The organism is Pseudomonas sp. NPDC087336 (assembly GCF_044744285.1).
Classification (GTDB): Bacteria; Pseudomonadota; Gammaproteobacteria; order Pseudomonadales; family Pseudomonadaceae; genus Aquipseudomonas.
In genome coordinates, this window is record NZ_JBIUYA010000009.1 from 92776 (window position 1) to 106547 (window position 13772).

Consider the following 13772-nt stretch of genomic DNA (forward strand, 5'->3'; position numbering starts at 1 on the left):
TACTGCGGCACAACGCCGAGGGGCGGATCACTGGGTCCGACTCCTCGGCATTTCCTGACAACAATAAAAAATCAGGGCCCTGTCATGAAAAGAATATTTGGCAAACTCTACGTACAAGTACTCATCGCTGTCGTCCTCGGCGCCATCGTCGGGGTGTTCATTCCCGAGACCGGCACTGCGCTCAAACCCTTGGGCGATGCGTTCATCAAACTGATCAAGATGCTCCTGGCCCCGGTGATCTTCCTGACCGTGGTCACCGGCATCGCCAAGATGGAGAACATGAAGGAGTTGGGGCGCGTCGGGTTTCGCGCGTTGATTTATTTCGAAGTGGTTTCCACCCTGGCCCTGGTGGTCGGCCTGGTGGTGGTCGATGTCTTCAAGCCTGGCGCCGGCATGAACATCGATGTGGCCAGCCTCGACACTTCAAGCCTCGCCACCTATACCACCGCGGTCAAGCACGCGTCGTTCATGGATTTCATCATGAACATCATCCCCGACACCATTGTCGACGCCTTTGCCAAGGGCAATGTCCTGCAAATCCTGCTTTTTTCGATACTGCTCGGTGTCGCGCTGGCGTATGTGGGGCCACGTGGAAAAGTTTTCGTCGACACGCTCGATAGCCTGATGCAGGGCATGTTCCGCATCGTTAACATGGTCATGCGTCTGGCGCCCATCGGTGCATTCGGCGCCATCGCGTTCACCATCGGCAAGTACGGCTTCGGCTCGCTGTTTTCCCTTGGCAAACTGATGGCCTGCGTCTACCTGACCTGCGCGGTGTTCGTGATCTTTGTCCTGGGGCCGATCTGCCGCTACAGCGGTTTCAGCCTGTGGAAGTTCCTCAAGTTCATCAAGGAAGAACTGTTCACCGTGCTCGGCACCAGCTCTTCGGAGTCGGTGTTGCCGCAGATGATTGCCAAGATGGAAAAGGCCGGTGTTTCCAAGCCCGTGGCCGGCATGATCATTCCTTCGGGCTTGACCTTCAACCCGGACGGCCAGGCGATTTACTACACCATCGCCGCGATCTTCATCGCCCAGGCCACCAACACGCCACTGACCCTGACAGATCAGTTGATTGTGCTGGCGGTATTGATGTTCACCTCCAAAGGCTCGGCGGGCGTCACTGGCTCAGGCTTCATCATCCTGGCGGCAACGCTCTCGTCCCTTGGCACGATTCCGGTGGCGGGCATGGTGTTGCTGCTGGGTGTCGACCGGTTCATGTCGGAAGCGCGTGCGATCACCAACACCATCGGCAATGGCGTGGGCACCATGGCCATCGCCAAATGGGTCGGAGCGCTGGACACACAGAAAATGCACAAGGCCCTCAATGGCGACGCCGAAGACAGAACGCCCGAGGTAGCGCCGGCAGAGAGTGCCGCCGTGGCGCCATCTTTAGCCATCAACCCTTTGCGAGCAAACAGGGAGAAAGCCACGAGGGCGTAAGGGGCAGGGGACGCTCAAACCAGAGCAAATGCTGCAATCCCGAGGATCGCCCCGCTATGGCGTGCCGCCTGAGCGACGCCATTTCGTCATGGGGGCTGCCAGTGCCGGTGATCAGTGGATTCGTCGAGGAGTTTCTGGCCGACGGGGTGGTGATGGGCACCGTGCACCGGGTGGGGCTCGAACGGCTGATCGGCAGCAATACAGAGCGGGCACTATACTCGGTGCCGGGGAGTCTGCTGGCGGTCAGGCAGCGTGCCAGCTTTGAATGATGATCTGACTGGAGACCTGTCATGAGCCAGTACCAACGGTTATTGCTTATCATCAACCCGGCCCTGCGCCATACCTCAGCCATTAACCATGCTGCAGAGCTGGCCAAGGCCAGTGGGGCGAACCTGCATATCGCGGCGCTGATTCCCTCATTCAAATGGCTATCGCTGCTTGAAGAAGGCGATCGAAAACTCGCTCGGGAGCGCTACCTGCAGGACCACCGCGACTGGCTTGAGGTCCAGGCAAAAAACCTGCATGGCGCAGGTATCGAGGTGACCAACGAGGTGGTTTGGGCTCAGGACATGAAACAGGACATCCTTGATCATGTCGCAGAGTTGCAACCCGACCTGTTGATCAAGGATATTCAGCATGAATCAGCGCTCCAGCGCGCTTTCTTCACGCCTTTGGACTGGCATCTGCTGCGCCATTGTCCAGTACCGGTGTTTCTGGTGGGTCGCAGTGGCGCCGCATTGCCACGCAGGGTGGTGGCAGCCGTCGAGGTGTCAGACAGTGAGTCAGCCGACAACGAACTGAATGAGCAGATCATCAAACAGGCCGCAAGCCTTGCCCTGCAGTGTGGAGCCGAGTTGCATTTGTTGTACGCCTGCGATATCGCGGCGGGTTATCTGGCGGACATGGGGGGGCTGGCGCTCGCCGACCTCACCAGAGAGCTACGCACAGATCTGGAACAGTCCTTCCTGAGGTTGGCCGGGCGTTTCGGCGTTCCCCCTGATCGTCGGCATTTCATCCAGGGGCATCCGGTTTCGGTGCTGAGCGAGTTCGCCAATGATCATGACGTGGATGTCATCGTGATGGGCAGGGTCCAGTCCCATGGGGTGGGCAAACTGCTGGGTAGCACCACCGAGCATATCCTGTATCAAGTGCCGTGCTGCGTTCTGGCGGTTTAGATCGAATGGGAGCGGGACTTGATCGCACACCGTCTGCTACGCCTGGCAATGTGATTATTTGCGCTCCCAGTACTTCTGCATTTCCAGAAAGAGGAAGGACGCAGTCCACGTAATCAGTACCAGCCCGGTCAGGGCCTGCAGCCCAGTCAGGTACTTGAGGTCGCCCACCGGTGAAATATCGCCGAAGCCGATGGTCGTGTACGTGGTGAAGGAAAAGTACACGCAGTCCATCAGCGAGCCGTCGAAGTTACCCGTCAGGCTGCCCCAACTACCGGAGTGCACCATCAGGTAATAGACCAACGCGAAGCACCAGACCTCTATCGCGTGGGCCAGCAGGGCACCGAATACCCCGACGACAATCCTGAAGCGGCTCCACAGCTTGAGCCGGGGCAGCCAGTCGTTGAGACGCAGCAGGCATTCGTAGTGGATCACGACGGCGAGGATCACCACCAGCGCATTGATCAGCGTGACTGCCAGCATGGAAAATCTCCTGGGCGTCGATCCGACTGGAAGGGACACTGTCGAGTCAGTCGGTGATAAAAACCAACGGGCCTTGGGCCAAGCGTAGCGTTCAATAGTCTCATCACCTTCAGACTTCGTTAAGAAATCCCTTTGATACTGCTCCCCAATTGATCCGGGGGAGGTGTTTTCCAATGTCCGAATTCAACTGGAACGTGCAGTTGCCGCTGTATTTCAGCCAAGCCGAAACACCGCCAATGAGCCTGCTCAGGGCCTTGCCCGGCGACGCGCAGCGGGCGGTCTTCGAAGGCTTCATCCAGCAGCGATTTCGCAAGGCCCACGGCGCCGACATCCGTCATTTCATGCCAGAACTGTTTGGCATGAGGGATGCGTCCGGTGCCTTGTGTGCGGTGGCCGGGGTGCGACTGGCAGGCACGCAACCGCTGTTTCTGGAGGGCTATCTGGACGAGCCGATCGATCCGCTGATCAGCGCCGCAGCGGACCGGACCGTAGAGCGCTCCGCCATCGTCGAAGTCGGCAATCTGGCGGCCGCCGACACGGGCAGTGCACGCATGAGCATCATCGCGATGACCTACGTGCTGGCCATGGGCGGTCTGGAGTGGGTGGCGTTCACCGGCAATATTGGCCTGGTGAACAGTTTCCATCGCCTGGGTTTGAAGCCGGTGACACTGTGTGCCGCCGATCCTGCGCGCCTGGGTGAAGACCGCCATGCCTGGGGCAGTTACTACGAAAGCAAACCCTGGGTTCATGTTGGCAATATCCGCAGCGGGTTCATTCATTTACGCAACATAGGTCTGTTCAGCCGACTGGGTTTGCCTTCGTCCATCGAGGGTTGCTGCCATGTCGCCTGAAGTGGAGCGTTTCCAACAGACGCTGCGCGATCACGCCGAACGCAAGGGCAATGGCATTGCCTTGTGGGGCGATCAGTTGAAACTGGACTACGCCACCCTGTACACCGAAGTGATCGAGCGCCAGCAACGGCTGCGCGATGAACACATCAAGGTGTTTGCCCTGGCGTTGGACAATGGCGTCGAAGCGATGCTCTGGGACCTGGCCGCGCTGTTCGAAGGCTTGACCTGTGTCGCGTTACCGTCTTTTTTCAGCACGGCGCAGCGCCGTCATTGCCTGGAACAAAGCCAGGCCGAAAGGGTGATCGCCGAACCGCAACTGGCGGCGCAACTGCAAGCGGCCGGCTATGAAGAAACCGCTGGATTCTGGCGCCGCACCTTCTGTGGCTCGAAGCGGATGCCCGAAGGCACCGCCAAACTGACCTTCACCTCCGGCACCACAGGGACACCCAAAGGCGTGTGCTTGAGCGCCGCGAGCATTCTGCGGGTCGCCCGCGAACTGGATCAGGCCAGTCGAAGCTGCCATCCCCGGCATCATCTGGCGCTGCTGCCGCTCGCCATTTTGCTGGAGAACATCGGTTGTTACGCCGCGTTGTATGCCGGCGCGACCTTGAGCCTGCCCAGCCAGGAAACCCTGGGAATCCAGGGCGCCAGTGGGGTGGATGTGCCACAACTGCTGGGGTGCCTGGCCAAGCGATCGCCCCAGAGCCTGATCCTGGTGCCGCAGTTGCTGCTGATGCTGGTCAGCGCGGCCGAGCAGAAAGCCTTCGATCCGAAGCATCTACGGTTTGCCGCCGTGGGCGGTGCGCGGGTTAGCCTGGATTTGTTGCATCGTGCCCAACGTACAGGCGTGCCGGTCTACGAGGGGTACGGATTGTCGGAGTGTGCCTCGGTGGTGTGCCTCAATACGCCGCAGGCCTGCCGCCCTGGCAGCGTGGGCCGTCCCTTGCCCCATGTGCAGATTCGCCTGGCCGACGACGGCGAAGTGCTGATCAAGGGCTCGACCCTGCTGGGTTACCTGGGCGAGGCGCCGCACGCTGATGAGTGGTGGCCCAGCGGTGATCTCGGGGAGTTCGACAAGGAGGGATTTCTCTACCTCAAGGGCCGCAAGAAACATCAGTTCGTCACCAGCTTCGGGCGCAACGTCAACCCGGAGTGGGTCGAAGCCGAACTGACCCAACGCCGTCATATCGCCCAGGCCTTCGTCCATGGCGAAGCCCTGCCGGGCAACCATGCATTGCTCTGGCCGCACCATGCGGACTGCCCGGACGAGCAATTGGCTGTCGCCGTGGCCGAGGCCAACGAGGCCTTGCCCGATTACGCCCGGGTCCAGCACTGGACCCGCCTGGAACAACCCTTCACCGCTGCAAATGGCCTGCTGACGGCCAACGGTCGACCGCGCCGCGATGCCATCGTCGAGCGATACCGGGCGCAGCTGACAGAGTCGGTACTTTTCGAGGAACCCGCATCATGAGCTTTTTCGACACGCTGCAAGAGGCCACCCACCAGGAGCGCAACACGCTGTTCAACCTGCCGATCATCGTCGATGCCCTCGAGGGCAAGGTCAGCCTGGAGAGCTACCGGGCCTTCCTGGCCCAGGCCTACTACCACGTGCGCCACACGGTGCCGCTGATGATGGCCTGCGGTGCACGCCTGCCGTCACACCTGGAGTGGCTGCGTGAAGCCGTGTGTGAGTACATCGAGGATGAATACGGCCACGAACAATGGGTACTCGATGACATCCAGGCCTGTGGCGGTGACAAGGAAGCGGTGCGCGACGGTCAGCCTTCGTTGGCCATCGAACTGATGCTCAGCTATCTCTACGACCTGATTGCCCGGGGCAACCCGGTGGGGCTGTTCGGCATGGTCAATGTGCTGGAAGGCACCAGCATCGCCCTGGCCACCCATGCCGCTGGCAGCATTCGCGAGCGCCTGGCGCTGCCGCAAAGCGCCTTCAGCTACCTCGATTCCCACGGTTCGCTGGACATCGAGCATATGCAGACCTACCGCCGACTCATGAACAAACTGGACGACCCGGGCGATCAGGCGGCCGTCATTCATGCTTCCAAGGTGGTTTACCGGCTTTACGCCGACATGTTCCGTGGCCTGCCACGAGACGGGGAGAACCCGCATGCGCCTGTCTGAGGCTCGCGTGGTACTGACCGGTGCCAGCGGCGGCATTGGCCTGGCGATCGCCACTGCCCTATGCGCCAGTGGCGCCAAGGTGCTGGCCGTGGCCCGGCATCGGGAGGCGCTGGAGCCCTTGCTCGAACGCTATCGGGACAGGCTGTTCTGGGTGGGCGCCGACCTGACATTGCAGGCCGACCGGCGCAAGGTGCTGGCCGCCGCCGAAGTCTTGGGCGGGATCAACCTTTTGATCAATGCGGCCGGGGTCAACCATTTCGCCATGCTCGAACACCTCGATGACAGCGAAATCAATGGGATGCTGGCGGTGAACATCAGCGCGCCGGTGTGCTTGACCAAAACCTTGCTGCCACTGCTCAAACAGGCCGACAGCGCCATGGTGGTAAACGTCGGTTCCACCTACGGCTCGATTGGCTACGCCGGTTACGCCAGTTATTGCGCCAGCAAATTCGCCCTGCGCGGGTTTTCCGAAGCCCTGCGCCGGGAGTTGGCGGATACCCGGGTCGGTGTGTTGTACGTCGCACCGCGCGCCACCCGCACGAGCATGAACAGCCCGGCGGCGCAGGCCTTGAATGACGCGCTCAAATCCAGCGTCGACGACCCGCAGACCGTCGCCTCGGCGGTCATCCACGCCATTGCCGGCGACCGCCGAGACTTGTACCTGGGCTGGCCGGAGCGCTTTTTCGTGCGCCTCAACAGCCTGTTGCCCCACCTGGTGGATCGGGGTTTGCGCAAGCAATTGCCGCTGATTCGCCGCCTGAGCCAATCGCCAGACAACGAGAACCTCGAACCATGAAAAAATTTGCCGCGTGTTTACTGCTGGGCGTCTTGAGCCAGAGCGTGTGGGCCCTGGACGCCGCCGACCAGCAACGTCTCAATGGCATCCAGCAGAGCTGGGCGCATATTCAGTACGAGTTACCGCAGGAGCAACGCACCGCCGCCTTCGAAAAGCTCGCTACCCAGGCGGCCGCGTTTACCCAGGAACGCCAATCGGTGGCCGAGGCCTGGATCTGGTCCGGCATCGTCACCAGCAGTTGGGCCGGAGCCCAAGGGGGGCTCGGGGCCCTCGGCAAGGTCAAGGACGCGAAGCAATATCTGGAGAAAGCCCTGACCCTGGACCCCAAGGCCTTGCAAGGTTCGGCCTACACCAGCCTCGGCGCGCTGTATGATCGTGTGCCGGGCTGGCCCATCGGTTTCGGTGACGCCGACAAAGCCGAGCAATTGCTCAAGGTCGCTTTGCAGATGAACCCCAATGGCATCGACAGCCTGTACTTTTGGGGTGATCACCTCTACCGTCAAAAGCGCTACGCTGAGGCCAGGGCAGCGTTGCAAAAGGCCCTGTTGGCCGCCCCTCGGCCCGGGCGGGAAACCGCCGATGCCGGGCGTCGCAAAGAGATCGAAACACTGCTGGTGGATGTGAACAAGAAACTCGGCTGACAGGAGTCCGCGTGCGTTTACTACTGATTGAAGATGATGTGGCCCTCGGTGAAGGCATTCATCAAGCTTTGGGGCGCGAAGGCTATACCGTCGATTGGTTGCGCGATGGCAGCAGCGCCTTGCATGCACTGCTCAGCGAAACCTTTGACCTTGCGGTGCTTGACCTTGGCCTGCCGCGCATGGACGGACTCGAAGTGCTGCGGCGCCTGCGCGACAGCGGTTCGAACCTGCCGGTGCTGATTCTCACGGCCCGGGATGCCACCGAAGACCGCATAGCCGGGCTCGACGCCGGGGCGGACGATTACCTGATCAAGCCTTTCGACCTGGCCGAATTCAAGGCGCGCCTGCGGGCCCTGTTACGGCGCAGCGCCGGGCGCGCGCAGGTGTTGATCGAGCACGCTGGCATCAGGCTCAACCCTGGCACCCAGCAAGTCAGCTACCAGGGCGAGCCGGTGGCGCTCACGCCCAAGGAGTATCAACTGCTGCACGAACTCCTTTCGCCGCCAGGCCGGGTCATGACCCGCGACCATTTGATGCAGTTGCTCTACGGCTGGAACGAAGAGGCTGAAAGCAACACCCTGGAAGTACACATCCATCACCTGCGCAAGAAGTTCTCCGCCGACCTGATCCGTACCATTCGCGGCGTCGGTTATCTGGTGGAGGAGCGTCGGTGACGTCGATCCGCCGTCGCACCCTGACGCTGATCATCGGCCTGATGCTCGCGGGTCTCGGTGTGATCAGCGCCTTGAACCTGTACGACAGCCATCACGAAATTGCCGAAGTCTACGACGCCCAACTCGTGCAAAACGCGCGATTGCTGCAAGGCGTGCTGCGCATGCCACTGGCCAGCAAGGAACACGCCGAGTTGTACCAGGCGTTCAACAAAGCCCTGGGTGAAGCGGTGCCCAGGGGTGACGGTCATCCTTATGAAAGGAAGATTGCCTTTCAGGTCTTCAATCCCCAGGGCGAAGTGCTGGTGCACACCGCCAGCGCTCCGTCTTTTACCGTTGCTCCCTCCAGGCCCGGCTTCAGCGATGTGGTGGACCTCAACAATCGCCACTGGCGCGCGTTCCTGCTGGAAGACAAGCAGAATCACCTGCGGATCTGGGTCGGTGAGCGGGACGACGTACGGGCGGACCTGGTCAACCGGATCGTGCGCCATACCCTATGGCCCAACATGTTGGGCAGCCTGATGCTCGCGGCTATGGTCTGGCTGGCCATCGGCTGGGGTCTCAAGCCGCTGGCGAATATGGCGGCGACCTTGCGCGCACGGCACAGCGGTTCACTGGAGCCGTTGCATCTGTCGCCACTGCCCAGCGAGCTGGAGCCCATGCAAGCGGCGCTCAACCGCGTGCTCGCGCAGATTCAGGAAGTACTGGGGCGCGAGCGACGTTTTATCGCCGACGCCGCCCACGAAATGCGCACGCCGCTGGCAGTGCTCAGGGTGCATGCGCAAAACCTGATGGAGGCGGGCAGCGAGCAGGAGCGCCGCGCATCGCTGGAACATCTGATCGCTGGCGTGGACCGGACCAGCCGACTGGTCAACCAATTGCTCACGATGGCGCGTATCGAACCCCAGGCAGGCGTTCAACCGCCCGAATACATTGATCTGGCGGCCACGGTTCGCGACAGCCTGATTCAGCTGACGCCCTGGTTGTTGGGCAAAAACCTGGAACTGGCGTTCGATGTCAGCGGCGACGTCAGCCAGGTAAAAGTCGATCCTGCGGCCATTGATATTGCCTTGAACAATCTGGTGACCAATGCGGCGAACTTCTCGCCTGCGCATGGGTTGATCACTGTCAGGCTCGCCAAAACGGAACAGGGCTATGAACTGTCCGTCGAGGACGAGGGGCCCGGGATCAAGGAGGAGGACCGTGAGCGTCTGTTCGAGCGCTTCTACAGCCGGGCAAATGACCAGGGAGCAGGATTGGGACTGACCATTGTTCGGGCTATCGCAGATCGTCTGGGCGGGCAGGTCAGACTGGAGAATCGCGAGCAGGGAGGATTGCGCGCTTCGTTGGAAATCCGGCGCTTTTGATGTTGTCATTTACATGACGCAAAGTGCCCAGGTTACCCAGTCGAGCAACCACGCAGTCAAACAGGAATGACCGATGTCCCAACGCCGCTCAACATGGATTGCTCTATTGGTAGCCGTCACGTTCTTCATGGAGAACCTCGACGCCACGGTGATCGCGACCGCGTTGCCTGACATGGCCAGGACGTTCGGCGTCGCGGCGGTGGACCTGAACATTGGCATGAGCGCCTACATGCTCGCCGTAGCGGTGTCCATCCCCATCAGCGGCTGGTTGGCTGATCGTTTCGGTTCGCGCCTGGTCTTCAGTTCGGCGATCGTCCTGTTCACCCTGTCTTCGTTGATGTGCGGGCTGAGTGACAGCCTCGAAACCTTTGTCGCCGCGCGGGTGCTGCAAGGTATCAGCGGCGCGATGATGGTGCCGGTGGGGCGGCTGGCAGTGCTGCGCAGCACCGAGAAGAAAGACCTGGTGCGCGCGATCTCATTCATTACCTGGCCCGGTCTGGTCGCTCCGGTACTCGGGCCTCCCGTGGGCGGTTTCATCGTTACCCACGCTTCCTGGCCGTGGATTTTCTACCTCAATCTGCCTTTGGGCGTGCTGGCCCTGATTGCCGCGCTGGCCTTGCTGCCCAAACGGGACGACGCCAGTGCGAGGACGTTCGATTTCAGTGGCTTTCTGTTGGTGGGTATCGCCAGCGCTGCCTTGCTGTATGGCGTGGAGATGCTTGGGCAAAGCCGTGACGATGTGCTGCAAGGCCTGGCACTGAGTGGTACCGGTGTGGTTATCGGCGTTTTCGCCTGGCGCCATATGCGTCGGCATGCGCAACCCTTGTTGGCGCTGGGTGTAACCGACATTCGTACCTTCAACGTCTGCCTGTGCGGGGGCTCGATTTTCCGGATTGCCATCAGCACCTTGCCGTTTCTCCTGCCGTTGATGTTTCAATTGGCTTTCGGTCTTTCTGCATTCGATGCCGGGTTGCTGGTGCTGGCGGTATTTGCCGGCAACCTGGCGATGAAACCCTTCACTACCTGGGTGATGCAGCGTTGGGGGTTTCGTCCGGTGCTGATGGTCAACGGCATCCTTGGCGTCCTGGCGATAGCGGCGTGCGCGCTGCTGGATGAGCGCATGAGTGCGGCGCTGATCCTGTTCATCCTGTTCGTCGGTGGCCTGTCGCGCTCCATGCAGTTCACCGTGTTCAACACACTGGCCTTTGCCGAAATCCCCAAGGAACAGATGAGCGACGCTTCAACCTTGTTCAGCATGTTCTTCCAGTTGAGCATGGCGATGGGGGTGGCCATCGGCGCGTTGTTGCTGCGCCTTGCCATGAACATCCATGGCACCGCAGGGCACGCCGAGACTGCCGACTTCCAGCTGACATTCCTCTGTGTGGCAGTGATTGCGGCCATTGCTTTGCTGGACAACCTGCGACTGCCGCCCCAGGCGGGGGAGGCGGTGTTGCAGCGTGCACGGGCCAAGGATTAGTGCGGTGGTTTGGCTTTCCCGTCCTGGACCCTGAAACTCAAGTGCACCGATGTTCCCTGTTTGTCCTGGATTGTCAGGCGCGCGTCGCCGCCGAAACATTCCATGATCTGCCTCACCATGATAAAGCCAATACCCAGCCTGCCTTGTCGGGTGGTGTAGAAAGATTTGAAGGCCATCAGTTGCTGTTGCCGGGAAGATCCACCCCCGGTGTCGCAGATGGTCAGGTTCAGCCATTGTTGGGCATCATCCAGGCGAGCCTCGATGTTCAGGGTTCCTGCGGTCGGCATCGCCTCTATGGCATTGGCAATGACGCTTCTTAAAATCTGCGAGAGTAACAGCGGATTGCTGATGACCCGGGGTGTGGATTCATTTTTGAACGCCACCTGGATTTTTGATGCACTCAGTTGCGCGCTGAAGCTGTCGAGTGCGACCTGGACCATCTCCATCGGATCCACCAGCTCTGCCTCGCCGCGGATCGGGCCCAGGCACAGGAGTAATTCCTGCACCCATCGCGACATCCGGTCCACCTGACCGACAATATCGTCGAGGTGCTTCCTTGCAGGCTGGCCATCCATGTCATTTGCCAACTCTGCGCTTGAACGGATGCAGGCCAGTGGGTTACGCAGGCTATGGGCAATGGCCGTGGACACTTCGCCCAAGCCAACGTAAGTCTTGTTGGCAACGACTTGAGCTTCTTTTGACGCCAACTGGATCGATATTCGTCGGGCAATCCAGTAAATCCCGAAATAAACCAGCAGGCCGCCCATGGTGGAGAACCAGATTAGCCAGTGCCCGTGGTTGAGGCGTTCAATGAGGTCTGCAGGCTCCCTGTAGATTTCAACCACCGCCAGAATTTTCCCTTGGTCATCGACAATAGGGATGTAGCTTTCGATGAAGAATTCTTTCGGGGGGTGCAGGAATTTCTGTTCGCTGCGGTCTGCATCGACATTGCTGTACTTGGTGGATATCCGCTCCTTGGAACTGAATGCCTGCTCAAGCTCGTCATTCAAGAATGCTCGCCCAACCAGCGTCTTGTTGGTTGACCAGACCACTGTTCGAAGTGGGGAATAGATATTGATCAGGAGCGAGTTTGGGAGCTGCGCAAGATAGTCCAGGAATTCGAAACTGATGGGCTGTGCGATCTGCGTCTTGTCTTGCGGCATCGTCTTCTGTTGATTGAATGCCAGCAACTCCCCGATCTGCATACCCGCCAGTCCGTGATGGCGTATGTCACCTTTTGCGATGGTCTGGATGAACTGGGCTGACGTCAGGGCATCGCGCTCGAGGCTTTCCGCGACCAGGAAACTCGTCGACAAAGAGCCCAGCCCAAATGCAATCACACTGACGAGAAGGAAGCTGGCAATCGAAAACCAGCGCAGGAGATTGAATTGTTGAGTGGGTGCAATCGAGTCAACTGTTCCAGGACGAAAGCGTTTGTACAGCAGGTCGATTGCAGGCATAGGGAGTGCTCCAGGGTATGCTGCATTCCAGCAGCTTCAACCACTCAACCAAGCCCTGCATGATCAGCATTATCCATGCCAATGCAATGCCGCGCCTGGGCGGTCTAGCTTGCAACCCTTTCGCCAGGAAACGCCGGGGCCGAAGCGGGTATTACAGCCCATAGATGGGGGTAGTTTCCCCTAAGCGTGGGACAGCGGTTGCGCGCCCCGCGCCGTCAGACAGGCTGCACCACCTTTCGATGCAACCACCGGGCTTCGCTTTGCAAGGTAGGCGATGACTGAGTGCACTTCGCCGAAGGCGGCGCTGATCCGGGGCTCAGGGCTTGAGTCGGAGCACAAACCGCCGGTGCTATGATCTGAGCGTCTATGTCTGGCCAAGAGATCGCCCATGGATCGCCTGTCTACCCTGTTTTCGCAGTTCGGCGTGCGCGCAAACCTGTTTTACAACGGCAGGTTGTGCGGACTGGCGTCCTACGATGGCGCTGAGCGGCGTGGTTATATTCATCTGCTGCAGGCCGGTAGCGTCACCTTGCTGGGCGCTGATCGCAAGGACGTGCTGCTGACCCGGCCCAGCCTGATTTTCATGCCTCGCCCGAGCCGGCATCAGCTGTTTGCCGGTGAATCCGAGGGCGCTCAACTGTTGTGTGCCTCAATGGAATTCGAGGGCGGGGTCGATAACCCGTTGGCGGCTTCGTTACCCGATTGCCTGGTGCTCTCCCTCGATGAACTGCCCATGCTCGCCGATACCCTGAAATGGATGTTCGGCGAGGCGGCGGGTGCGCATTGTGGCAGGGAGGCAGCGCTGGAGCGCTTGTTTGAACTGCTGATCATCCTGTTGTTTCGGCATCTGCTTGATCACCAACAGTTGCGTACCGGAATGATGGCTGGCCTGGCCGATCCGCGGTTGGCGCGCTCCCTGGTGCAGATTCACAACGCACCGGAGCGTGCCTGGTCGATTGCGCAACTGGCCAGAGAGTCGAACATGTCGCGCGCGGCCTACGCCGTGCATTTTCGGGACGTGATCGGGCAGACGCCCGCCGAGTATCTGTTGAGCTGGCGTATCAGCCTGGCGCAGAAGCGTCTGCGTGAAGGGCGGTCGATTACGCTGATCGCCGCCGAGGTCGGCTATGAAAGCCCTTCGGCACTGGCACGCGCGTTTCGGCGCAAGACGGGCTACAGCCCGCGGGACTGGATGAAAGATCTGGCGGGAGAAGATGATGATGGGGCAATGACCTGAAAGCATCTCTGCTCCAGGCCATCGCGCAGGGTCGA

Annotated in this window: 13 protein-coding genes and 1 pseudogene; 12 read left to right on the top strand and 2 right to left on the bottom strand. The window is 60.3% G+C overall.

From position 1 onward, the window contains the following. Positions 1–84: 84 nt before the first annotated feature. The 3 genes and pseudogenes from ACIO0C_RS11335 (at position 85) to ACIO0C_RS11345 (ending at position 2615) form a co-directional block, all read left to right on the top strand. Entirely contained in the window at positions 85–1440 is a 1356-nt protein-coding gene (locus ACIO0C_RS11335; protein ID WP_401311658.1) for a dicarboxylate/amino acid:cation symporter, read from the top strand. A 52-nt stretch (positions 1441–1492) separates the two neighbouring features. Then, positions 1493–1709, top strand: a pseudogene (locus ACIO0C_RS11340) (universal stress protein); the annotation flags it as partial. Positions 1710–1730: 21 nt separating this feature from the next. Beyond that, positions 1731–2615: a universal stress protein gene (locus ACIO0C_RS11345; RefSeq protein ID WP_401311661.1), complete on the top strand. Its 885-nt coding sequence runs from the start codon at positions 1731–1733 to the stop codon at positions 2613–2615. 54 nt (positions 2616–2669) lie between these two features. Here the strand turns inward: ACIO0C_RS11345 and ACIO0C_RS11350 are convergent, their stop codons facing one another. Continuing rightward, on the bottom strand, positions 2670–3095 hold the full coding sequence (locus ACIO0C_RS11350; protein ID WP_401311663.1) for a potassium channel family protein: 426 nt from the start codon (positions 3093–3095) through the stop codon (positions 2670–2672). A 173-nt stretch (positions 3096–3268) separates the two neighbouring features. Between ACIO0C_RS11350 and ACIO0C_RS11355 the strand changes: the two genes are divergently transcribed. From ACIO0C_RS11355 to ACIO0C_RS11390, 8 genes are all read left to right on the top strand, one after another. Further along, entirely contained in the window at positions 3269–3946 is a 678-nt protein-coding gene (locus tag ACIO0C_RS11355; RefSeq protein WP_401311665.1) for a thermostable hemolysin, read from the top strand. Beyond that, positions 3936–5417, top strand: a complete 1482-nt coding sequence (locus tag ACIO0C_RS11360; RefSeq protein WP_401311668.1) for an AMP-binding protein — start codon at positions 3936–3938, stop codon at positions 5415–5417. The genes ACIO0C_RS11355 and ACIO0C_RS11360 overlap by 11 nt, the downstream gene beginning before the upstream one ends. Beyond that, positions 5414–6088, top strand: a complete 675-nt coding sequence (locus tag ACIO0C_RS11365; protein ID WP_401311671.1) for a TenA family transcriptional regulator — start codon at positions 5414–5416, stop codon at positions 6086–6088. The genes ACIO0C_RS11360 and ACIO0C_RS11365 overlap by 4 nt, the downstream gene beginning before the upstream one ends. Further along, a complete protein-coding gene (locus tag ACIO0C_RS11370; protein WP_401311673.1) occupies positions 6075–6884 on the top strand; it encodes an SDR family oxidoreductase in 810 nt (269 codons plus the stop codon). The genes ACIO0C_RS11365 and ACIO0C_RS11370 overlap by 14 nt, the downstream gene beginning before the upstream one ends. Then, positions 6881–7525, top strand: coding sequence for a tetratricopeptide repeat protein (locus tag ACIO0C_RS11375; protein ID WP_401311676.1), 645 nt, complete (start codon positions 6881–6883; stop codon positions 7523–7525). The genes ACIO0C_RS11370 and ACIO0C_RS11375 overlap by 4 nt, the downstream gene beginning before the upstream one ends. An 11-nt stretch (positions 7526–7536) precedes the next feature. Continuing rightward, on the top strand, positions 7537–8199 hold the full coding sequence (locus ACIO0C_RS11380) for a response regulator (RefSeq protein WP_401311678.1): 663 nt from the start codon (positions 7537–7539) through the stop codon (positions 8197–8199). After that, entirely contained in the window at positions 8196–9563 is a 1368-nt protein-coding gene (locus tag ACIO0C_RS11385) for an ATP-binding protein (RefSeq protein ID WP_401311681.1), read from the top strand. Before ACIO0C_RS11380 ends, ACIO0C_RS11385 begins: the two co-directional genes overlap by 4 nt. Positions 9564–9636: 73 nt before the next feature. Further along, complete coding sequence (locus ACIO0C_RS11390) at positions 9637–11040, top strand: DHA2 family efflux MFS transporter permease subunit (protein WP_401311684.1); 1404 nt, start codon at positions 9637–9639, stop codon at positions 11038–11040. On the opposite strand, the gene ACIO0C_RS11395 is transcribed toward ACIO0C_RS11390, so the two are convergent. Then, positions 11037–12500, bottom strand: a complete 1464-nt coding sequence (locus ACIO0C_RS11395) for a sensor histidine kinase (protein WP_401311687.1) — start codon at positions 12498–12500, stop codon at positions 11037–11039. The genes ACIO0C_RS11390 and ACIO0C_RS11395 overlap by 4 nt on opposite strands. 388 nt (positions 12501–12888) lie before the next feature. Between ACIO0C_RS11395 and ACIO0C_RS11400 the strand changes: the two genes are divergently transcribed. After that, positions 12889–13737, top strand: coding sequence for a cupin domain-containing protein (locus ACIO0C_RS11400; RefSeq protein ID WP_401311689.1), 849 nt, complete (start codon positions 12889–12891; stop codon positions 13735–13737). Positions 13738–13772 lie beyond the last annotated feature (35 nt).